We start from the raw sequence: 21,842 nt of genomic DNA, 5'->3' as shown, positions 1-21,842 counted from the left end.
TTTTTTATCATTTCAGCCAAAACATAATCTGTAGTGTGTGGGCCTGCGCATGGGGCTTAGTTATTCGCCTTTTTCCTATTTCATCATAGAGTGAGGGATATACACCTCGCCTTTCATAATTGGACGTGCTGTTCGCAATAAGGAGGCACTTAAGACTTTGCTTTTATCCTCGAGGTCCATGACCAACTCTACAGAGAACTCTCCGCTAGGGTGCTCAATTGAAGCTATACCGTCAGAAATATCTGGATTTACTAAGTCTTGAGCTACTGTATCGGGCATCATGCATGCTGTTGCTACAGTAACTGCTGCGAGAACACCAATGGACTCATGGCATACATGAGGGATATAACAGCGAGTATGGATAGCACCACCTTGAAGAGCTTTGTTTAATAAACACATTTTTGGATAGTTTTTGTTAGTCACATCGCCTAAACCCATCTTTATGGATGCTTTAAGGCGTAACTCTTCAATCTGTAACTTCAATTCCGTATCTTGGTTTAAATCAGTAACGGATTCATAAGCAGTGCGGTTGACATCGGAGGCACGGACAAGCACCATTGGCATACCGTTATCAATGCAGGTGGCCTGCAATGTTCCGAGCCCATCTATTTCAAATTCATCAATCAAGTTACCGGTTGGCAACAATGCACCACAAACTGAACCCTCGATATCAAGAAAGTTGATTTTTACAGGTGAACTGGTGCTCGGCACGCCATCAATACGAGCATCGCCTTCGTAGATGATTTCACCGTTTGGTGTTTGTACTTCAATTTCACTCACCATACCTGTGTTTAGAGTCAGAACTTTGACCGTGGTACTTTCTTCTTGAGCCTTAATTAGTCCCATCTCAAGGGCAAAAGGAACGACGCCTGCAAGCATATTGCCGCAATTTGGTGTGGTATCTACCGTGTCTTTTTCTGGTTGGAGTTGAGCAAATAGGAATTCCAGATCCGCTTGACCGCTTGTACAAACATCCACGATGCCTACTTTGCTTGTTAGTGAATGAGCGCCCCCAAGACCATCAATTTGACGTTTATGTGGGGAACCCATCACCGAAAGTAATACTTCGTCTCGACTTTCTACATCGCTGGGAAGATCTTTTGCGTAGAAAAAAGGTCCTTTAGAAGTCCCTCCCCGCATTAGAATACAAGGAATGGCATATTGAGTAGACATTATCTTTCTTCTCCACTATATTTGTATAGGTCGTATGTTTAATTCTTTCAACTACTTATGTCCATAATAATAATTAATTGCTCTTTATTAAAGTACATATAAGGTCTAGTTGATATGCGAAAAAAACATACCTACTAATCTAGTGCGCAATGTATTGACTTGAGTAATTTATGGACATTAAACAATTACGATATTTTACCTATGTAGCTGAAACAGGAAGTTATACGCGAGCTGCCGAGGTTATTGATGTCGCACAACCTGTTTTAAGTCGTCAAATTAGAAGGCTCGAAGTTGAACTTGGGCAAGCACTACTTATTCGACATGGGCGTGGTGTTGCTTTGACCGATGCCGGGCAAACTCTACTAAAGCATAGTAGACTTATTTTGCAGCAACTGGATTTGGCTTATGAGGATTTGAATCTGTCGGATGGTAAATTAAGAGGTCATGCTTTTTTAGGTATTCCTCCCACTTTAGCAAAAATTATTTCAGTTGATATTATCAAAGCATTTAAAGAAAATTTGCCCGATGCAAAACTGACAATTGTCGAAGCAATGACAGTCAATATTGAAGAAAGTATTAATCTCGGTCGAGTCGATATTGGGTTGTTGCATAATCCTTCTCTCTCGCAGAACATTGAAAATAAACTCTTACTCAAAGAAGAATTACATTTAATTTGTCATTTGGATAATCCAATAGCACAGAAAGATACTATTTGTCTTAGTGAGCTGGAAAACGTACCTTTGATTCTGCCCAGTATCTCAAATACCATTCGTATGTTATTTGAAAAAGAAATGTTTAAAATGAACATAAAGCCCACCATAGCTTGGGAGATTGATAGTGTCGATATTATTATGAGTTTAGTCGCAGAAGGTATGGGTAGCGCTATTTTGTCTCAATATGCATTACCCATTACACGACAGAGAGCGTTGTTAAAAGCTGTCCCTATCACATCCCCTAAGCTCATCAATCAACTCTATTTGGCGGTTTCTTCCAAAAGAATGGTAACCCGTCTGCATAAAGAAGTTATCACTCTGTTGACAGATATTTGCACAAAGCATTTTCCCACGCATAGTAACAGTAACTCACAACAATGAATTTGAGTGCCTTAGTTAGACCGCGCTCAATACACTTATCTACTATCCACGATATTGGATCAGTATTTCTAAGCTCTGTTTGCAGGCCTGCTGATCTGATTTATTGTGCATTAATCAAAATAGTTCTAGACACTATCTGCCTCCCTCAATTTATCGACCAACAATTGTTGTTGTGTGCGAGAAAAAAGTCAGCACCATTAATTTTGTTATGTGGATTTGACATAACTCATATATTGCATATCGACTGTTTTTAAAAAAAAGCACTGGCTAGAATACTTTAAATGGCTCAATGTATTTAAAACAAGGAGATAAATAACATGAGTTTGATTATTGATTGTCATGGGCATTACACTACTGCTCCACAGGCCTTAGGAGACTGGCGAGATAAACAAATTGCAGCATTCAATGGTGAAGGTCCCATGCCTGATCTTGCAGACCTTCAAATCAGTGATGACGAAATTCGTGAAAGTATAGAAAATAATCAGTTACGCCTCATGAACGAGCGCGGCATTGATGTAACCTTGTTTTCACCGCGTGCCAGTTTTATGGCGCATCATATTGGCGACTTTGAAGTGTCTGCAGCATGGACTGCGATTTGTAATGAAATGTGTTATCGGGTTTCTCAGCTGTTCCCAGAGCGCTTTGTACCCGTAGCTATGTTGCCTCAGTCGCCGGGCGTACCTGTGGAAACATGTATTCCAGAGTTAGAACGTTGTGTTAATGAATTTGATAACGTTGGCGTCAATTTAAACCCTGATCCTTCAGGTGGCAGCTGGACTTCCCCACCTTTAACAGACCGTTATTGGTATCCATTATACGAAAAATTGGTTGAGTACAATTTGCCTGCAATGATACACGTTAGCACTTGTTGTAATCCATGCTTTCACACGACAGGTGATCATTATCTTAATGCAGATACCACTGCTTTTATGCAGCTCCTAAAAGGTGATCTATTTAAAGATTTTCCTGAGTTGCGTCTTATCGTACCCCATGGTGGTGGTGCAGCGCCGTACCACTGGGGCCGTTTCCGTGGTTTAGCGATGATGTTAAACAAACCGGAGATTGAGCAACATTTATTGCAGAATATTGTGTTCGATACGTGTGTATACCATCAACCTGGGATTGATTTATTGTTAGACGTTATTCCTCATGACAATATATTGTTCGCTTCTGAAATGATCGGTGCGGTACGTACTATTGATCCAACGACTGGTTTTTATTTCGATGATACTAAGCGCTACATTGAGGCAAGCACACTTACTTCGGAGCAGCGTCACAATGTCTATGAGGGCAATGTACGCCGTATTTTCCCCCGTTTAGACGAAAAACTTAAAAAACAAGGACGATAATCATGACGCCACTTAATGAATTAGGCATTGTCAGAACGAAGATTGAGCGTGCAGACCCTGTGGCGGTTGAGCGTCTGTCTAAATTTGGTGCGGCTACCATTCACGAAGCCATGGGCCGTGTAGGTCTAATGCAACCTTATATGCGACCCGTTTATCATGGTGCTAGCGTTTGTGGTACGGCCGTTACCGCTTTATTGCAACCCGGTGATAACTGGATGATGCACGTAGTAGCTGAACAATTACAGCCAGGCGATGTGGCTGTAGCAGCGGTCACTAGCGAGTGCACGGATGGTTACTTTGGTGACCTTCTAGCTACTTCATTTATTGCTCGTGGTGCGAAGGGTCTTATTATTGATGCGGGTGTGCGTGACGTTGAAGATTTAGAAAAAATGAACTTCCCCGTATTTAGTAAAGCGATTTCTGCTAAGGGTACGATTAAAGCGACTGTGGGTTCGGTAAATATCCAGATCGTGTGTGCCGGTGCAATCGTGAATCCCGGTGATGTGGTGATTGCTGACGCAGATGGCGTGGTAGTTGTGCCTAAAGCAGTGGCTGCTTTAGTCGCTGATGCAGCAGAAAAGCGTGAGGCTAACGAAGCGGATAAGCGCCAAAAGTTGGCTGATGGTGTGCTTGGTTTAGACATGTATAACATGCGCGAGCCTTTAGCCAAAGCTGGTTTAAAATATATTGACTAATAGGTACATCATGAAGTTTGAAGTAACGCCCGGTTGGTTAGCATATTATCCAAACCCCAGCAAACCCAAGTTTGCGATGCCTGCTGGGGCAGTGGATGCGCATTGTCATGTGTTTGGTCCTGGCGATCAATTTCCATATGCACCAGAGCGTAAGTACACGCCATGTGATGCCGGCAAAGATAAGTTGTTTGCTTTGCGTGATCATTTGGGCTTTAATCGTAATGTGATTGTACAAGCCACTTGTCACGGTAAAGATAATCGCGCCTTAGTTGATGCTTTATTATCTGCCGATGGTAAAGCACGAGGTGTAGTTACTTTGTCTTCTGACGTTTCGGACGAAGAGTTACAACAACTGCATGCAGCAGGTGTGCGCGGTGTACGATTTAACTTTGTTAAACGACTGGTCGATTTCACCCCTAAAGAAGAACTATTAAAAGTAGCAAATAAAATTGCACCTTTAGGATGGCATGTAGTGGTGTATTTTGAAGCTCAAGATTTACCTGAGCTATGGAATTTCTTTACAGAACTTCCCACGACAGTGGTGGTTGATCATATGGGGCGACCGGATGTTTCAAAGCCTGTAGACGGCGAAGAGTTTAATTTATTTGCTCGTCTGCTTAGTGAGCATTCAAATATCTGGTCAAAGCTTTCATGCCCTGAGCGTTTAAGTAAAAGCGGACCGCCGGCTTTGGACGGTGAGCAAAATGCATATCAAGACGTTGTTCCTTTTGCACGTCGCTTAATGCAAGAATTTCCTGATCGCGTGCTATTTGGCACGGATTGGCCGCACCCTAATCTAAAAAATCATATGCCAGACGATGGCTTATTGGTTGATTATGTATTGCAAATCGCGCCAACAGCAGCGGAGCAAAAAGCCTTGCTTGTTGATAATCCAATGCGTTTATATTGGCCTGAAGAACATTCAACTTAAAGGAGAGAATAGTGGCAATAGACAAGCCTTATAAAGATATTCCAGGGACAATTATTTTTGATGCCGAGCAGTCTCGCAAGGGCTATCAACTAAATCAGTTTTGCATGTCCTTGATGAAAGCTGAAAATCGTGAACGCTTTAAAGCTGACGAGCGTGCTTACTTAGATGAGTGGGATATCAGCGAAGATCAAAAGCAAGCGGTTATTGATCGCGACCTAAATCGTTGTATGGAATTAGGTGGCAACATTTACTTCTTGGCAAAAATTGGTGCTACCGATGGTCATTCTTTCCAACAAATGGCGGGTAGTATGACCGGTATGAGTGAAGAAGAATATCGTGACATGATGTTAAATGGCGGCCGTTCCCCTGAGGGTAATCGCTACTTACACGAACAAGAGAAAAAGGACTGAGACCATGGCAAAAATTAAACATTCAGTTTATACATCCCACGTTCCTGCGATTGGGGCGGCGCTCGACTTAGGTAAAGATAAAGAGCCTTATTGGAAAAAAGTTTTTGATGGCTACGAATTTGGCAAACAATGGGTAAAAGACAATAAGCCTGATGTGATTATTTTGGTATATAACGATCACGCTAACAACTTCAGCTTAGACTTAATTCCTACATTTGCTTTAGGGACCGGTGCTTATTTTGAAACCAGTGATGAGGGTTGGGGCAAGCGTCCAGTACCTGATGTCGTTGGTCATCCTGAATTAGCTTCCCATATTGCGCACTATGTTATTCAAGATGGCTTTGATCTTACCTTGTGCAACAAGATGGAAGTGGACCATGGTTTGACTGTACCGCTTTCATTGATGTTTGGTCAGCCTGAGGAGTGGCCATGCTCGGTTATTCCATTGCACGTTAACGTGGTGCAATACCCTGTGCCGTCAGGTCAGCGTTGTTTGGATTTAGGTCGTGCGATTCGTCGTGCAGTTGATTCTTTTGATCAAGATCTGAATGTACAAATCTGGGGTACAGGTGGTATGAGTCACCAACTTCAGGGGCCACGTGCCGGTTTAATTAATCAAGAATGGGACAATAACTTTCTTGACCAACTGATCGCTAATCCTGACGAGTTGGCCAAGGTATCACACGTAGAGTATGTGCGTGAAGCCGGTTCCGAAGGCATTGAACTGGTCATGTGGTTAATTGCTCGCGGTGCTATGGATGTGGACGTAGATGTTATTAAGCGCTTCTACCACGTACCTGCTTCTAATACAGCCGTAGGACATTTGATTCTTGAAAACAAAGAATAAATCGCAGCTTGCGGTTTTTCACTCCGAATTAAAATGGATACATATGAAAAAAGTTAAAATAGCACTAGTTGGTGCTGGCGCCTTTGGTATTAAACACTTAGACGGTCTAGCACGTATTCCTGAGGCTGAAGTCACCTATGTGGTGTCTAGCACAAAGGAAAAAGCACAAGTTGTGGCTGATAAATATGGTGTGCCTAATGCCTCTGCTGATCTTGACGACGTTCTTCAGAGTCCGGATGTGGATGCAGTTATTTTGTGTACACCTACACAAATGCACGCTTCACAAACTTTAGCATGCCTAAAAGCCGGCAAGCACGTACAAGTTGAGATCCCTTTAGCAGATAACTTAGCTGATGCGGAAGAGGTTGTTGCCTTACAAAAGGAAAAGGGTTTAGTGGCTATGGTGGGTCATACTCGCCGTTTCAACCCGAGCCACCAGTGGATTCATAACAAAATTACCGCTGGTGAATTGAATATTCAGCAAATGGATGTTCAAACTTATTTCTTCCGCCGTACTAATACCAATGCCTTGGGTGAGCCACGCTCATGGACTGACCATTTGCTTTGGCACCATGCTGCACACACGGTAGATTTATTTCAATACCAAACCGCTTCTAAGGTAGTTAAAGCCAATGCTATTCAGGGACCTGTTCATCCTGATTTAGGTATTGCGATGGATATGTCCATTCAGTTATTGACTGAAAGTGGCGCTGTGTGTACCTTGTCATTGTCATTTAATAATGAAGGCCCATTTGGTACTTTCTTCCGTTATATTTGTGACAACGGCACGTATATAGCTCGTTACGATGATCTTTATACTGGCAAAGAAGAAGCGATTGATGTATCAAAAGTCGCTGTCTCAATGGATGGTATTGAGTTACAAGACCGCGAGTTTATTGCCGCTATTGTTGAAGGGCGTGAGCCTAACTCTAGCGTTTCGTCCGTACTCCCGTGCTATCGCACCTTGCACGAGCTTGAGCAGCAATTAGTTTAACTCTTTTCCCCTTAAAGCTTAATCAGTTTTAGGGGGAATTGCTTTTAGGGACATATTATGAACAGAACCCTTGCGAACGAGTCAGTGTTTCCCATTGGTTTAGGTTGTATGAATCTTAGCCATGCTTATGGAGAGCCACTTTCTGAAGCAGACGGCGCGCATTTATTAGAATCAGCCTTAGACCTTGGAGTTAATCATTTTGATACCGCAACTTTGTATGGTTTCGGTAAAAATGAAACTTTAGTCGGTTCAGTGCTTAAAAACCACCGTAGCCAAATTTTCTTGGCGAGCAAATGTGGTATGGCAGGTGTAGATGGTAAGCGCGTTATAGATGGTCGTCCTGCAACGATTAAGGAGCAATGTGATGCGTCGTTACAGCGTTTGCAGACAGATGTTATCGACTTATATTATTTGCATCGTTGGGATAAGTCTGTGCCTATCGAAGATAGCGTAGGGGCTCTCGCTGATTTAGTTGAGGCAGGCAAAATTTGTCATATAGGATTATCTGAGGTCTCTGGGCCAACTATTCATAAGGCACATCAAATCCACCCTGTTGCAGCAGTACAGAATGAATATTCATTATGGTCACGTAATGCTGAGTATGGTGCGTTGAAGGCATGTAAAGAGATAGGTGCTAATTTAGTGGCTTTTAGCCCTTTGGCACGCGGTTTTTTAACGGCTACTTTGCGTAGCTTAGAGCAGTTAGGGGATAACGATATCCGTATTAATATGCCACGTTTTCAGGAACCTCATTTTTCTCATAATTTGCAGGTTTTGCAGGAATATGAAGTGTTAGCTCAAGAAGCTGAATGCACACCGGCTCAGTTGGCCTTGGCTTGGTTATTAGCTCAAGATTCTTGCGTTATCCCTATCCCGGGTACACGTTCAGTAGAGCATTTAAAAGAAAATATCAAAGCCGCTCAGCTACAGTTGGGCGCTGAAGTCATAAACAAAGCCGGAGAACTGATTAGCCAGCAAACAATAGCAGGCAATCGTTATCCAGAGGCAACTTTAAAAGAAATAGACACCGAAGAAATCTAATTTTGTTAGTCAAGGTATTAATTCATAAATACTAAATACCTTTGGAGTAGGAGACTGGAGTTATGTTACACAAGCGCATTTTATCTGCGGCATTTTTTGTTGCCGCATCTTGTTCTGCCATGGGCGTCCAAGCGCAAACTATCACTTTAAAAGTAGCACATTTTTTACCCCCGAGTGCCCCGGGACATACTAAGTTTATCGTGCCTTGGTGCGAAAAGATCAAAGCTGAGTCTAATGGTGAACTGGAGTGTCAAATCTATCCTGCGATGCAATTGGGTGGTACTCCTGTGCAGCTATTTAACCAAGCTCGCGATGGTGTAGCTGATATCGTCTGGACTTTACCGGGTTATACGGCAGGTCGATTCCCTATCACAGAAGTATTTGAATTGCCATTTATTACTACTACGCATGAACCTTCTTCCATGGCTTTGTGGGATTTTGTCAATGAAAACGCCATCAATGAGTACCGTGGTGTGAAGCTTATTGGTACTTGGGTTAATGGCGCAAACCAGCTCCATATGCGTGATAAAGCAATCAATAGTTTGGCAGATCTGAGCGGACTAAAAGTTCGTGCGCCTTCTCGTTTAGGGAATCGCGTTTTGTCATCTTTGGGTGCCACGCCTGTAGGGATGCCTGTACCGCAAATGGCTGAAAGTTTATCTCGTGGCGTGATTGATGGGGCTTTAGTACCTTGGGAAGTATTGCCAGCCACTAAAGCACATGAGCTGACCAAATACCATACAGACACTGCTCTTGGACAAACCATGACCACTGCTACGATGGTCTACGTTATGAATGAAAAGCGTTATAAAGCTTTGCCGGAGCATTTACAAAAAGTGATTGATGACAACAGTGGTCGTGATGTTTCTGCATGGATTTCTGCGCAATACCGAGAGGCAGATGCTGGAGGTAAAGCAGCCGCTGAAGAACGTGGCAATCAAGTTATTTTACTCAGCGAAGAGGAAACTGAGAAGTGGAAGCAAGCTACCGCTGTAGTGATTGAAGAGTGGGTTAAAGAGTTAGGCAGTAAAGGAAAAAAAGGTGGGCAGCAGTTAGTTGATGAAGCGCGTGCCTTAGTTAATAAATACACTGGCGAAACCGCAAATTAATATCTTTAACTTTAAACTTATCAATCCTTCTTGGGCAGGATTCTGCCCAAGAACTGCCTGAGAGGTGCATTATGGTAACCTTATTTACTCCAATGGCGCGTAGTTTTGGATCTGTTTTAGAGCATGTGTGTAGGACACTAGCCTATATTGGTGGTGCTCTTTTTATTATTGAAGCCGTGATCTCAGTAATCAGTGTTCTAGGACGCACATTTTTTTCAACACCCATACCCGGCGATTACGAACTCATTCAAATGTTTTCTGCCATTGGTATTACGTTATGTATGCCATATTGTCAGCTATCTTATGGTCACGTTTTTGTAGATTTCTTTACACTTTGGGCGCCTCAGAAACTAAAGCGTTATTTAGACTCTTTTGCATGTTTACTGTTGGCTCTATTGGCATTTTTATTAGCTTGGCGAAGCTGGGATGGCATGCTTGATATCTATGAATACCAAGAAAGTACCATGGTTTTGGGTATGCCAATTTGGTGGGGTTATTTTCCTATTGCCCCTTCATTTGTGGTTTTTGGTATTGCTGCACTTTATACCATGAAACACGGTAGACAAAAAAGTGCTTCTGACGAAGAGGTGCTGGTATGACAGGCACTGTGATTGGCATAATTATTTTATTATTTTTATTATTTCTACTTGTTATCCGAGTTCATATCGGCGTGTCCATGTTTATAGCCGGTGCGCTGGGTTATTTATGGATTAGTGGCTATGATCCACTAATGGCGCATTTGAAGCACTCTGTATTTAGCCGCTATTCAGTTTATGACCTATCTGTTGTGCCCTTGTTTTTAATGATGGGGCAGTTTGCGACCCAAGGTGGACTTTCTCAGGCACTATTTAAAGCCGCAAACTCATTTATAGGCCACTGGCGTGGTGGTATGGCTATGGCGGGCATGGCATCTTGTGCAGGTTTCGGTGCTATTTGCGGCTCTTCTTTAGCTACTGCCGCTACTATGTCACACGTGGTGTTACCGGAGTTGCGTCGTCATAATTATGCACCAAGTTTAGCAGGCGCTTCATTAGCAGTCGGTGGTACGTTGGGCATGTTAATACCGCCTTCAGTGCCTCTCGTCATTTATGCTATTTTAGCTCAGCAAAATATCGCTAAAGTTTTTATGGCTTCGTTTTTACCCAGTTTGTTGGCTGTTGCAGGTTATCTCGTCGTTATTGCTCTAATTGTTTGGTATAAACCTGACTTAGCTGGTCCGCGTGCTGAGGCTCAAAGTTGGAAAATACGTTTATCAACGTTATTTGCAACGTGGCCCGTGATCCTAATTTTCGGTGCAGTTATTATCGGTATTTATAGCGGTGTATTTACACCCACTGAAGCTGCTGCGGTTGGTACTGTAGCGACGGGTTTAGTTGCTTGGTATTCAGGTGGTTTAAGGAATGGTGGTTTACAGCGTTGCATTCAAGGCACTGCCATTGGTACGGGTATGATGTTTTTGATTTTACTTGGGGCTGATATGCTCAATGCATTTTTAGCGGTTAGTCAGATTCCGGTGAGTTTTGCTGAGTGGGTGCAGGGTTTAGGTCTAAGTCCATTAACTGTTTTATTTGCGATTATTCTGGTTTATATCTTACTGGGTTGTGTGATGGATAGTTTATCCATGATTCTACTCACAGTTCCTATTTTCTTACCGGTCGTTTTAGGTATGGAGTTCTGGGGCTTAGGTATGGATGAGAAAGCTATTTGGTTTGGTATATTGGCCCTAGTAGTGATGGAAATGGGACTGATCACGCCGCCGGTAGGCATGAATGTCTTTATTATCCATAATATTGCACGCGATATTTCGGCAGGAACTATTTTCCGTGGGGTGGTGCCTTTTCTGACTTGGGATATAGTACGAATTGTGATTCTTGCGTTGTTCCCGAGTATCTCCTTAGTCCTAGTCCGTTACTTCGGTTAAGGTGTTAATTGTGCCGTTGCTAGGCGGGCGTCGCAAAGCAATAAGACCATAAAATTTACGGGGTATCGATAATATCGATACCCCGTAAATTTATTTGTGAATGCGCCTTCACCGGACGCTGAGGATTAAAATATCTAAATAGGATATTGACGAGGAGTGGTTTGTAAAGTAACCCAACGTAACTCAGTGAACTCGTTAATAGCGGATTTACTACCGAAACGGCCATAACCACTATCTTTAGTACCACCAAATGGAGCTTGAGCCTCATCATGGACAGTAGGGCCATTGATGTGACATAGACCACTATCAATCTGTTTAGCGATTTCAATACCGGTATTTATGTTCTGAGTAAAGACCGCAGAAGATAAGCCGTAATCTGAATCATTGGCCAAACGAATCGCTTCTTCAACTGTCTCAAAGGTCGTCATGGTCACGACAGGACCAAAGGACTCTTGAGCGTACAGCTTCATCTCAGGTGTAATGCCATTGATAATCAAAGGGTGCATTAAGGCACCATCTGTTGTCATAGGTACAGGCAGAGTTGCTCCTTTGGATACTGCATCTTCAACCAGTTCGCGAATGCGCTGTACAGACTGTGCACTTTCCAAGTAAGCAAAAGTGGTGTCTTCAAGATCCGGAGATCCAACTTTGATGGTTTTGATTTTAGCCACCAGTTTTTCTAAGAATTGATCAGCAATTTTATTGCTAACGATCAAACGCTCAGTGGACATGCAAATTTGACCTTGGTTAAAGAAAGCACCAAAAGCAACCCCTGCGACTGCTTGCTCTAAATCAGCGTCTTCGCACACGATAACAGGAGCTTTACCACCTAATTCTAATAGAGCGGGTTTCAGATATTTAGCTGAAGTGGTAGCGATGATCTTGCCTACTTTAGTCGAACCGGTAAAGTTTATGCGCTTAACTGCTGGGTGAGCAATCAGTTGTTCAACTACCGGCCCCGCATCCTCAGGAGCATTTGTAATTACATTGACTACACCTGGACCGATACCGGCATCATTAAGTACTTCGCCAATTAAGGTGTGAGTAGCAGGACACATTTCAGAGGCTTTAAGGATCACTGTGTTACCGCAAGCCAGAGGCATTGCAATAGCACGTGTAGCCAAAATAACAGGGGCATTCCAAGGGGCAATACTTAGAACTACCCCGCATGGAGTACGCACACCCATGGAAATGCTACCGGGTAAATCGGTGGGAATAATAGACCCGTCGATTTGGGTAGTCATGGCTGCTGCTTCACGTAAAATATTTGCTGATAAGTGAACGTTGAAACCATACCACGAGTTTGTTGAGCCTGTTTCTTGGCGAGCAGTTAACACAAACTCTTCAGCACGTTGATCCATAATATCAGCGGCTTTAAGTAAACGCATACGACGCTCAGTAGGGCCTAACTTAGACCAAGTTTGGAACGCTTTTTCAGCCGACTCTAAAGCCGCCTGAACATCTGCAGACTGAGCTGCAGCAGCAACACTGGCAACTTCACCTGTGATTGGATTGATGCGTGTGAATGTTTTTTGACCTGTGGCATCGCGCATTTGACCGTCGATGAGTAATTTTACTGTATTCACAGCTTCTATCTCCTAATAGACTGAGAGCCAATTTTTATATTGTTGTGATTGGCTCTTTTACTTGTTAACTAATTAAAAAGGATTGTTTAAGTCAATGCCAGATTTTCCAGGAGCCAAAATATTATTTGGATCTAAAGCTCGTTTAATGGCGTGCTCAACACGACGTTTGGTTGTGCCGTAGATTTCTGCAACTTTTTCTTGAAAATGTGTGTTTACACGATATACCGCATAACCTTCTTTAGCGAACTCGTCTAAAAGTTCATTAAAGCAGGCATCAGCGCGTTTTAACTCCTCAGGATCGGCACGGTTGTAAACTACATCAATAACGTGGTGCATGTCACGCCAGCCCACGATAAACTCACCTACGTAATCTAAGCCATATTTGTTTAGAATGCTTTTAGCTAAGGTTTTTTGTTTATCACATTCCGTACCACGAGCTTGGCTTACTGGCGCAAACCACATAGAACCGCCACCCCCACGCCAGTTGTATAGACCAAACTCTTGTAAATTAGGGATGCCGTACATTAACTCAGCACGATACTTAAATGGTTGAGTATCGCCAGCCTCTTCTTGAGTAACGATAGTTCCTTTGCCTAGTTTTTTCACAGCGTCTTGAACAATCTTCCAGTTAACATCAACTTGTTCTTGAGTGCCGTATAAAGCGCAGTATACGTTCCAAGCTCCTAAATTCTTATCTTTTTGGATTTGTTTTAAGATAGCATCAGAGGTGTGACCTGGCTCATCGGTGTAGTCGCTACGACGTGTATCACAAGTTGCAGCTTCCCAAAGAATGTTAGCGATAACAACAGAGTTGGGAATAACTTGTGCAATACGTAAGGGGCGAATCATCTCCACGATATCGTGAATATCAGATTCTTCTTCAAATTTTATCTCGAAGGGTTTGTAGACAGGTGGTTTTGGCATTAACCAGAAGCCCATCTTAGTACAAATACCGTAGTTGGATTGGGTGAACATACCATCTAAGGTTGGACCGTAGCCCCATTTAAATACTTGCCAAGCAGTATCGCCTTCTACGCTACCCATGCCGGTGCGTAGTACTTCACCGTTAGCCATCACAACTTCCATACCACACTGCATCATGAAGTGCTCACCATAGGGAGTATAGCCAACGCCTCGATCCATTGTGTTGCCTAATGGGCCGGCAATGGCTGATGGTGCTGAGAAGGAGAGCATCAGAGGGATATTGTTCTCTTCTAGGTAGTCGTAAAGCTGTTGGTAAGTGACACCTGGTTCAACTAAGGCAGTACATAGCTCAGGGTCTACGTTAATAATTTTATTCATTTTACGTAAGTCTAGGATAACTTGACCACGCTTAACAGGAGCAGCAGAGCCGTAACCGAAGTTACGACCGGTGGAAATCGTCCAAACAGGAATTTTGAACTCATTACAAATTTTAACGACACCCTGTACTTCTTCAACGCTGGAAGCTGTAATAACAGCAGATGGCGCATGTTCCGCATCTTCCACGGACATCATGATTTTACGATAGGGGGTAAGCTTATCGTTTTCGATAAGGACATTTTCCTCACCTAATAACTTTCTAAAGGCTACAAGCGCTTTATCAAAATCTTGGCGATCTACGTTTAGCGGTAAAACCTGATTATTATCTGTACTCATCTCTAATCCTTTTAAATCTCTAACATAAAGGACACATAATGTCCCCTGCTCTGACGTCCGTTTTTAGTGTAAGTAGCTTTTGCTTCAAAGCCATTGAGAGTCAGACCCAATAAGGCGGCATCAATTTCGGAAAGCTGGCTGTGAGACTTATCCCAAATAAGCTTAGCATTCGCACTGCGAGCCAAGTCAAGTATTAGCGTAGCTGATGCGTCATCTACTAGACCCACAATTCGTTGTGCTTGGCCGTTAGTCAAGATACGTTGCAGATTTTGCACAAAAGAAAGATCGGTGCTTGCACGTAGTACTTGAGAAATATGCGTATCTCGTTGTGTTCGGATACGGTTTAAAAAAGTTTGGCCAATGGTATCCAGACTAACTATAACAGTTGTTGTTTTCGGCGAGAAAGCCGGTTCAGCTACCGCAATCGGTCCAAAGCCCATCAATAATCCGGTGCCGCTGACACCTGCCACGGCTGCCATAGATTTTAAAGCTTGACGACGTGTGATGTTCATAATTGCCTCCTATTTCTCTTCAGGAGCCGATGATTGCTGGATATATTTACCCACCGCTAACAAATCCTCGTCACTGAGGTGAGTATGAGGGAAAGCCGGCATAGCCAAAAGGCCATTACGCACTATAGCGGCGATAAAATCGGGATGTAGTTGACGACCTTTAATATAGGTACCTGTGCCCACTTCGTGACAAAGAGCGCATAATTTGTTGTAACGTGCCTCACCTCTTTTAATCAGTTCTTGCTCATCAGCTGCAGAAGCAGTACTAGAAAAACTCATTAAAACACAAACTACAGCGCCTAGGCCCAGTCCTTTATATGCCATTGTTACACGGCGTTTTATTTCTGTTTTCATTGCTCTACCTAATTGGAGTTGGTTTAAGCTTCAATTGTTTGAGAGAATAAGAGGGGGGAGAAATTAATTTCTCACCCCTCTTAATTTACTTATAGACTATTAGTAAGGTAAACCTACATAATTTTCAGCTAACAAGCGCACACCGTATTCAGAGTTAAATAACTGATTGAATTCAGCCTCTTGCATTTTTTTACTCCATGCATCATTTTCCGGGAAGGTGTGTAGCATGTTGGTCATAAACCAAGAGAAACGCTCTGCACCCCAGATACGTTTTAAGCAACGTTCTGAATAGCCTTCAATACCGGTCATATCATCGTTTGTGTAAAAATCCATAAATGCATCAGACAAGTACAATACGTCGCTAGCCGCTAGATTAAGACCTTTTGCACCGGTAGGGGGAACAATGTGTGCTGCATCACCCGCTAAGAACAATTTGTGATAACGCATTGGCTCGCTTACGAAGCTGCGTAAAGGCGCAATACTTTTTTCAAGGCTTGGACCGGTTATTAAATTAGCTGAACGCTCAGGGCCAAGGCGAGTGCGTAGTTCTTCCCAGAAACGTTCATCACTCCAATCTTCAATTTTGTCAGTTAGAGGTACTTGGAGATAGTAACGGCTACGGGTTTTAGAGCGCTGACTACATAATACGAAGCCACGTTCGTGTTTTAGATAAATAAGTTCATCGGCAACAGGAGGCGTCTCAGACATTAAGCCTAACCATCCAAAAGGGTAAACGCGTTCGTATGTTTTAAGAATGTCGGCCGGAATAGTTTGACGTGATACACCATGGAAACCATCACAGCCAGCAATAAAATCACAGTATAAACGGTGTTCTTGACCGTCTTTAGTGTATGTGACATAAGGATTTTCACCATCTACATCATGTAAAGCGACGTCTGCGGCTTCGTAAATAGTTGTTGCGCCAATAGACTCACGAGCATTCATAAGATCACGAGTAACTTCTGTTTGACCATACACTACGACATGGCGATTTACTTCTTTTTCAAAGTCTACCCGATAGGATTTGTCATCGAAAACAAGCTCACAACCAGTATGAACTAAGCCATATTTTTCTAGGTTTTCAGTTACACCGGCACGTTTTAAACCATCGATGGTGACGCTTTCTAAAATACCTGCACGAATGCGACCTAATACATAATCACCTGTTTGACGCTCTAAAATGATGTTGTCAATACCATGTTTTGATAGAATTTGACCAAGCAATAAACCTGATGGACCTGCCCCAATAATTGCTACTTTTGTGCGCATTTTATGTCTCCTCATAAATAATGACGACGATATAAGTATTATTAATTATCATTCATTGTCAATAAAAAAAACTAAAGAAACAATTGCACAAGTGTACTATCAGTTATGCCTTTTTGTTTTGTTTGACTATGGTTCTATGCGACCGCTCTGCTCTTTAGGGCAAAGTCAAGCGAGGTAAATTTTAAATAAGGCACCGTAGGTGGCCTCGTATCGTGACGGAGTAGCTCTCAGTAATACGGCCGGAGTTCTTCACGATCAGTGCAAAATAAGAGTAAATACGCTTATTCATTTTGTAATTGCTCAATATAGCTCTGTAAATTACTTTGTACTTCTTCGCTTAGGGTTGGATATTCGAGATTTAAACTCGCCAAGTGTTGGCATACGGCATCGGCGATGACTGCTCGGCTATAGGGCTTATCGTCAGCGGGGATGATGTACCAGGGGGAGTCTTGGCAGGCAGTTGATTGAATCGCTTCTTCATAAGCTTGCATATACTCGCCCCAAAAGCTTCGTTCGTATAAGTCATTAGGATCAAATTTCCAGTTTTTCTCTGGATTTTTCATGCGTGAAATAAAGCGTTTCTTCTGTTCATCCGGCGATAAATAGAGGAAAAACTTCAATACATTGGTCCCGTTTTGATGCATAGAGCGCTCAAAAGCACGTATATATTCAAAGCGTTCTGCCCAAATATCCTCGTGAATAAGTTCTTTTGGCAGTTTCGAGCTGTTTAATATTTGCTCATGAACCTTAACCACCAGCACTTCTTCATAGTAAGAACGGTTAAAAACGCCAATCTTGCCACGACTGGGGGTGCGTATGTTGCTACGCCACATGAAATCATGGTCGAGTTCAAGGAAGGTCGGACGCTTAAATGAATGTACTTCACAACCTTGGGGGTTAATGCCGGTGAATAAGTGCTTAATAGCAGAGTCTTTACCTCCCGCATCCATTGCCTGAAAAATGGTGAGTAGGGCGTGTCGATCATTGGCATACAAAATGTCTTGAAGCTTAGCAATGCGTTTAACGAGTGACTTTTTCCTTTTTGTGAGGAGATCCTTGGCGAGGTGCTCCGGAGGGGCTGTGTTAAAACTCTCTAAGTGGAAGTTGCTCCCATCGGTGACACGATATTGGGCGGAAAAGCCGTCTTTAATAAGTGGATGAGTCGTGGCTTAAGCTTTATTGGTTAAAAGTATAGTGTGGTAGCGATGAAATGTTATCTACTAGGGTTGAGCTTACTGATAGTTAGCAACTAAGCGCTTGAGGTTATTACGCCTTTCCATAGCCACCACCGCCCGGCGTATCAATAACAAACACATCACCGATTTGCATGCTGGTTGAGGCACTGAATCCTAGCTGCTCTACGGTTCCGTTAGTGCGCTCTACATGGTTTGCTCCTACCTCTCCATCTTCCCCGCCTAATGCGCCAAACGGAGCAACTCGACGACGGTTAGAAAGGATAGAAGCTGTCATCGGTTTTAAGAAGCGAATACGGCGAGTACCACCATTGCCACCACTGACTTTGCCGCCGCCTCCACTACCATGGCGTATAGAAAATTCCTCTAATACGACAGGGTATCTGAACTCGAGTATTTCCGGATCGGTTAGGCGTGAATTGGTCATGTGGGTTTGCCACAACATCGGCACGTGAACACTATAAAACCATTCATGAAAAGCGCGTGGATGATTTTGGACGCTTAGCTGAGGAAGCGCCGGCCTTGCTGCAGCAGGGGCAAGCGGCCTTGGAAAAGCTGATACCGCATATTGATCTGGCACGTATTCAAGCCCAACACTATGGGTATGACGATATTCGCCTATATCCCTTTTTAAGGCATATCTCAGCGGCTGCGGGGATTGAATTTCCGCCCGTGACTCAAGCGTATATGGACTTAATGAGCGCCGCCTCTAAGGTGCCGACTTACGTACAAATGGGTGAAGCGAAGTCAATCTAAGCAGTGCAGTGCTAAAAAAGCCGGGGCCGAAGCAGTATGTCATCAGATTGCTTTGGCCTTTTTTCATGTTTGTCTAATAAGCAACAGATTTTATTTCTGAATTATTACTTGTTGAAAGTAAAAGTAAATGAGCGTACACTAGCAATGAGAATCATTCTTAATAAGAGTTAATTTATTGAATTTATGAGGAATTAAATATGAAGTTATTAAGCAGTGTTATGTTGGCAAGTGCAACCGCATTATTATTTGCTTCTGCGGCTAATGCACAAGAGTATCCGGTCGGTGAGCCGGTTCTCAAGGACGGTATGGAAATCGTCGGTGTTTATCTACAGCCTATCACGATGGATAACGAGGGTGTAGATCCTGAGCATCAGCACCGTCCCGCTAAGGACTCCGATATTCACTTAGAGGCTGATATTCATGCTTTAGAGGATAACCCTAACGGTTTCTCCGAGGGTGATTGGATTCCTAATCTTAACATCACCTACAACATCCAAAAGCTTGATGGTGACAGTAAGTTCAATCAGGACGGTCATTTTATGATGATGGTTGCGAACGACGGTCCACACTACGGTGACAATATTAAATTGGACGGTCATGGTAAGTACAAAGTGACTTTTAATATTGCTCCTCCCAACCCTAATCAAATGGGTCGCCATATTGATAAGGAGACCGGTGTCGGTCCTTGGTTCCAGCCGTTTGACGTGTCTTGGGAATTTGACTTTAGCGGTACCGGACGTAAAGGTGGTTACTAAGAGCATAGCCGTTACGGCTGATCTTTAGTCTTTAAGCTCACAGAGTACCCTGACAGGTAAGGCTGTGAGCTTTTGCTTTTTTAATGGGGTGAAGCAATGAGAAAAAATGCATTTCTTTTGGTGGCGTTATTTACTTCCTTTTTCTTGAGTTTTCAAGCGGCGGTGGCTAAAGATAAAGAAAAGCATACGATTCAGCTGCAGATGAAAGACGGTGATTTGATTCCTTTGGTTTTGGAAGCGCCGGCTAATACGATTATCCGTATTGAGGTGAGCAATATCGGTAGCGGACCGGCTGAGTTTGAAAGTCTGCAATTGCGCAAGGAAAAAGTACTGGCACCGGGCGTGACTTCGGTGGTGGTGATTCCACCTAAAAAGCCCGGTGAGTATGATTTTTTTGATGATTTTCATCTGGATAAGCCTAAGGGTAAATTAATCATTAAGTAAATTTATAACAGGGAGCGTGACCATGGGTCATGTGGCTTTTGTGGTATGGCGGGAATGTTTTGAGGCCTTGCTGGTGATCGGCATTATTTATGCTTGGATGGCTAAGCAGGAGGATCGCAGTAGTATGCGTTACTTATGGGTGGGGTAGCACTCGGTCTGCTGGTGGCGGTGGTTTTGGCCTTGGTGATTTATGGTGTATTCAGCGCTTTAGAGGGGGCGCCGCAAAGCATTTTTATGATCATCATGCAAAGCTTGGCGTGCGTTTTGACCGTGCAAATGGTTTACTGGATGCACAAAAACGCTCGCAATATGAAATCGGCCATCGAAGCGGAGATGCTTAAAAGTCGAGAAAACTACGCTTGGTGGGGCGCTTTGGTGGTGATTTTAGTGGCCATTGTGCGTGAGGGTTCGGAGATAGTGGTTTTCTTATCGGCACAGATTATGGCCTTAAGCTCAGACAATATCGGTGCTTTTAGTCTTGAAGTGCTTGTCGGTGTGATCGCATCCTTTGTGACTTTTTACTTATTTATTTTGACCGGTCGCGTGGTGTCATGGAAGAAATTCTTTAGCGTGACGGGCTTTTTGCTATTGTTTTTAGGGCTGTCATTGCTGATGCGCGCGGTCGAAGATATTGTGAATTTACTGGTCGAAAGTGATTGTGTTGAGTTACTGCCGGCATGGACTTGCAGCGAGCTATGGAATAGTTCGGATATCTTGAGTACTTCGGGCTTTGTGGGTAATTTGGCAGGCTCATTCTTTGCTTATCGCGATCAGCCTACCTTGCTTAATGTGATCGTCTTTGTTTTATTTTGGCTTATTATTGCCTTTATTTTTCAACGGTCTAATCGTTATGAAGCGCAAACAGTTAAAACAGCTTAGTGATGTGGTCAAAGCGGTGACCATGACGTTGGTGGTCGGCGGTCTGCTGGCGCTGATGACGCCGGCACAGGCGGTGCGGGCGCCGGTGATGAACAGCGGCGATATTGCCGCTGCCAAGGGTGATATTCCTACCCCTCAAAAGTTTATGCCGGCGATTGAGGCGTATATGCAGTATATGGAGTCTTCGATTGCCGAGTCCATTGCTGCATTAACTATGATTGTCGAGCTTGCCAAGGCCGGCGATCTGGACGATGCTAAAGCGCAGTATATTAAAGCGCATCAAGCCTATGAGCGTGTGCGCCCGGCGCTGCAGTCTTTCGGCTTTATTGATAAGATGGTGAATTCACGCGCGGATTATTTTCTGGATCGTGAGGCCAATCCGGGTTTTAAAGGTTATCACCGCGTTGAGTATGATGTTTTTGTGCTCGCTGATGTGGAGAAAACGGTGCATGATACGCAGCATTTACTGCATCATTTGCGTGATGTCAATAAACGCATTGCCATTGAGACTTTGGAAATTGCCAAATTAGTGCAGTCCGGCGCTGATTTTATGGAAATGATTCTGGAAAAGAAGCTGCTCGGCATTGAAAATCAATATGCCGGTTCCGATCTGGCAGATATTCAGGCTAATCTTGACGGTTCACAACAGGTCGTAACTTTGCTTAAACCCTTTATCGACGAGCCTGTGATGGCTAATATCAACGCTTTATTTGAGCGTATTCAGGCGATTATGGATGGCTATCGTGAGGGCGACGGCTTTAAGCAGTTTAATCAGTTAAAGTCTGCTGATAAAGCACGTCTCTACTCGCTTGTCACGAAGCAGGCTCAGCAGCTGGCTGAGTTGCGCGCTTTATTGGATATTGAAGTTTATTTTAAGTACAAGTCGGAGTAG

The 21,842-nt window shown here is 43.3% G+C and carries 24 protein-coding genes and 1 pseudogene; 17 read left to right on the top strand and 8 right to left on the bottom strand.

All coding sequences use genetic code 11. The annotated features are described in order from the left end of the window. Positions 1–75 precede the first annotated feature (75 nt). Positions 76–1,173, bottom strand: coding sequence for a 4-oxalomesaconate tautomerase (locus B092_RS0112095; protein ID WP_018575493.1), 1,098 nt, complete (start codon positions 1,171–1,173; stop codon positions 76–78). Positions 1,174–1,343: 170 nt separating this feature from the next. Between B092_RS0112095 and B092_RS0112090 the strand changes: the two genes are divergently transcribed. From B092_RS0112090 to B092_RS0112040, 11 genes are all read left to right on the top strand, one after another. After that, a complete protein-coding gene (locus B092_RS0112090) occupies positions 1,344–2,267 on the top strand; it encodes a LysR family transcriptional regulator (protein WP_018575492.1) in 924 nt (307 codons plus the stop codon). Positions 2,268–2,584: 317 nt separating this feature from the next. Continuing rightward, positions 2,585–3,616, top strand: coding sequence for an amidohydrolase family protein (locus B092_RS0112085; RefSeq protein ID WP_018575491.1), 1,032 nt, complete (start codon positions 2,585–2,587; stop codon positions 3,614–3,616). A gap of 2 nt (positions 3,617–3,618) precedes the next feature. Next, positions 3,619–4,311 carry a 4-carboxy-4-hydroxy-2-oxoadipate aldolase/oxaloacetate decarboxylase gene (gene ligK, locus B092_RS0112080; protein ID WP_018575490.1) on the top strand — a complete coding sequence of 231 codons (693 nt, stop codon included), beginning with the start codon at positions 3,619–3,621 and terminating at the stop codon, positions 4,309–4,311. 7 nt (positions 4,312–4,318) lie between these two features. Next, entirely contained in the window at positions 4,319–5,242 is a 924-nt protein-coding gene (locus tag B092_RS0112075; protein WP_115148625.1) for an amidohydrolase family protein, read from the top strand. An 11-nt stretch (positions 5,243–5,253) separates the two neighbouring features. Next, positions 5,254–5,652 carry a protocatechuate 4,5-dioxygenase subunit alpha gene (gene ligA, locus B092_RS0112070; protein ID WP_018575488.1) on the top strand — a complete coding sequence of 133 codons (399 nt, stop codon included), beginning with the start codon at positions 5,254–5,256 and terminating at the stop codon, positions 5,650–5,652. A gap of 4 nt (positions 5,653–5,656) precedes the next feature. Then, positions 5,657–6,499 carry a class III extradiol dioxygenase subunit beta gene (locus B092_RS0112065; RefSeq protein ID WP_018575487.1) on the top strand — a complete coding sequence of 281 codons (843 nt, stop codon included), beginning with the start codon at positions 5,657–5,659 and terminating at the stop codon, positions 6,497–6,499. Between the two features lie 43 nt (positions 6,500–6,542). Beyond that, positions 6,543–7,493 (top strand): Gfo/Idh/MocA family oxidoreductase, encoded by a 951-nt coding sequence (locus tag B092_RS0112060; RefSeq protein ID WP_018575486.1) that lies wholly within the window; start codon positions 6,543–6,545, stop codon positions 7,491–7,493. Positions 7,494–7,547: 54 nt separating this feature from the next. Then, the gene (locus tag B092_RS0112055; RefSeq protein ID WP_408637653.1) at positions 7,548–8,534 is read left to right on the top strand and encodes an aldo/keto reductase; all 987 of its coding nucleotides are present in this window, start codon (positions 7,548–7,550) and stop codon (positions 8,532–8,534) included. A gap of 62 nt (positions 8,535–8,596) precedes the next feature. Beyond that, positions 8,597–9,643 (top strand): TRAP transporter substrate-binding protein, encoded by a 1,047-nt coding sequence (locus B092_RS0112050; RefSeq protein ID WP_018575484.1) that lies wholly within the window; start codon positions 8,597–8,599, stop codon positions 9,641–9,643. A gap of 71 nt (positions 9,644–9,714) precedes the next feature. Further along, positions 9,715–10,242, top strand: a complete 528-nt coding sequence (locus B092_RS0112045; protein WP_018575483.1) for a TRAP transporter small permease — start codon at positions 9,715–9,717, stop codon at positions 10,240–10,242. Beyond that, entirely contained in the window at positions 10,239–11,564 is a 1,326-nt protein-coding gene (locus tag B092_RS0112040) for a TRAP transporter large permease (RefSeq protein ID WP_018575482.1), read from the top strand. The genes B092_RS0112045 and B092_RS0112040 overlap by 4 nt, the downstream gene beginning before the upstream one ends. A 134-nt stretch (positions 11,565–11,698) precedes the next feature. On the opposite strand, the gene B092_RS0112035 is transcribed toward B092_RS0112040, so the two are convergent. From B092_RS0112035 to B092_RS0112005, 7 genes and pseudogenes are all read right to left on the bottom strand, one after another. After that, on the bottom strand, positions 11,699–13,150 hold the full coding sequence (locus tag B092_RS0112035; protein WP_018575481.1) for an aldehyde dehydrogenase: 1,452 nt from the start codon (positions 13,148–13,150) through the stop codon (positions 11,699–11,701). Between the two features lie 72 nt (positions 13,151–13,222). Further along, positions 13,223–14,788 (bottom strand): FAD-binding oxidoreductase, encoded by a 1,566-nt coding sequence (locus B092_RS0112030; protein WP_018575480.1) that lies wholly within the window; start codon positions 14,786–14,788, stop codon positions 13,223–13,225. A gap of 11 nt (positions 14,789–14,799) precedes the next feature. Then, on the bottom strand, positions 14,800–15,300 hold the full coding sequence (locus B092_RS14450; protein ID WP_018575479.1) for a hypothetical protein: 501 nt from the start codon (positions 15,298–15,300) through the stop codon (positions 14,800–14,802). A gap of 9 nt (positions 15,301–15,309) precedes the next feature. Continuing rightward, positions 15,310–15,654, bottom strand: a complete 345-nt coding sequence (locus B092_RS0112020) for a c-type cytochrome (RefSeq protein ID WP_018575478.1) — start codon at positions 15,652–15,654, stop codon at positions 15,310–15,312. Positions 15,655–15,753: 99 nt separating this feature from the next. After that, positions 15,754–16,923, bottom strand: a complete 1,170-nt coding sequence (gene pobA, locus B092_RS0112015; protein ID WP_018575477.1) for a 4-hydroxybenzoate 3-monooxygenase — start codon at positions 16,921–16,923, stop codon at positions 15,754–15,756. A 281-nt stretch (positions 16,924–17,204) separates the two neighbouring features. Beyond that, positions 17,205–18,074, bottom strand: coding sequence for a PPK2 family polyphosphate kinase (locus tag B092_RS0112010; RefSeq protein ID WP_026253769.1), 870 nt, complete (start codon positions 18,072–18,074; stop codon positions 17,205–17,207). Positions 18,075–18,189: 115 nt separating this feature from the next. Then, positions 18,190–18,552: pseudogene (locus B092_RS0112005) on the bottom strand (hydantoinase B/oxoprolinase family protein); the annotation flags it as partial. Here B092_RS0112005 and B092_RS0112000 point away from each other — a divergent pair. The 6 genes from B092_RS0112000 (at position 18,531) to B092_RS0111980 (ending at position 21,842) form a co-directional block, all read left to right on the top strand. Then, positions 18,531–18,872, top strand: coding sequence for a glutathione S-transferase family protein (locus B092_RS0112000; protein ID WP_083907551.1), 342 nt, complete (start codon positions 18,531–18,533; stop codon positions 18,870–18,872). The pseudogene B092_RS0112005 and the gene B092_RS0112000 sit on opposite strands and share 22 nt — an antisense overlap. Positions 18,873–19,069: 197 nt before the next feature. Then, on the top strand, positions 19,070–19,627 hold the full coding sequence (locus B092_RS0111995) for an iron transporter (protein ID WP_018575473.1): 558 nt from the start codon (positions 19,070–19,072) through the stop codon (positions 19,625–19,627). A 96-nt stretch (positions 19,628–19,723) separates the two neighbouring features. Continuing rightward, on the top strand, positions 19,724–20,071 hold the full coding sequence (locus B092_RS0111990) for a cupredoxin domain-containing protein (RefSeq protein ID WP_018575472.1): 348 nt from the start codon (positions 19,724–19,726) through the stop codon (positions 20,069–20,071). 22 nt (positions 20,072–20,093) lie between these two features. Continuing rightward, positions 20,094–20,219, top strand: coding sequence for a hypothetical protein (locus B092_RS16065; protein ID WP_255313354.1), 126 nt, complete (start codon positions 20,094–20,096; stop codon positions 20,217–20,219). Beyond that, entirely contained in the window at positions 20,207–20,950 is a 744-nt protein-coding gene (locus B092_RS14445) for an FTR1 family iron permease (protein WP_197933402.1), read from the top strand. The genes B092_RS16065 and B092_RS14445 overlap by 13 nt, the downstream gene beginning before the upstream one ends. Beyond that, the gene (locus B092_RS0111980) at positions 20,922–21,842 is read left to right on the top strand and encodes an EfeM/EfeO family lipoprotein (RefSeq protein ID WP_018575471.1); all 921 of its coding nucleotides are present in this window, start codon (positions 20,922–20,924) and stop codon (positions 21,840–21,842) included. The genes B092_RS14445 and B092_RS0111980 overlap by 29 nt, the downstream gene beginning before the upstream one ends.

The organism is Oligella ureolytica DSM 18253, from assembly GCF_000373745.1.
In the GTDB taxonomy this organism is placed as follows: domain Bacteria; phylum Pseudomonadota; class Gammaproteobacteria; order Burkholderiales; family Burkholderiaceae_B; genus Oligella; species Oligella ureolytica.
The sequence above is the reverse complement of the archived record's forward strand: the minus strand, read 5'-3'. Positions and strand labels throughout refer to the sequence as shown.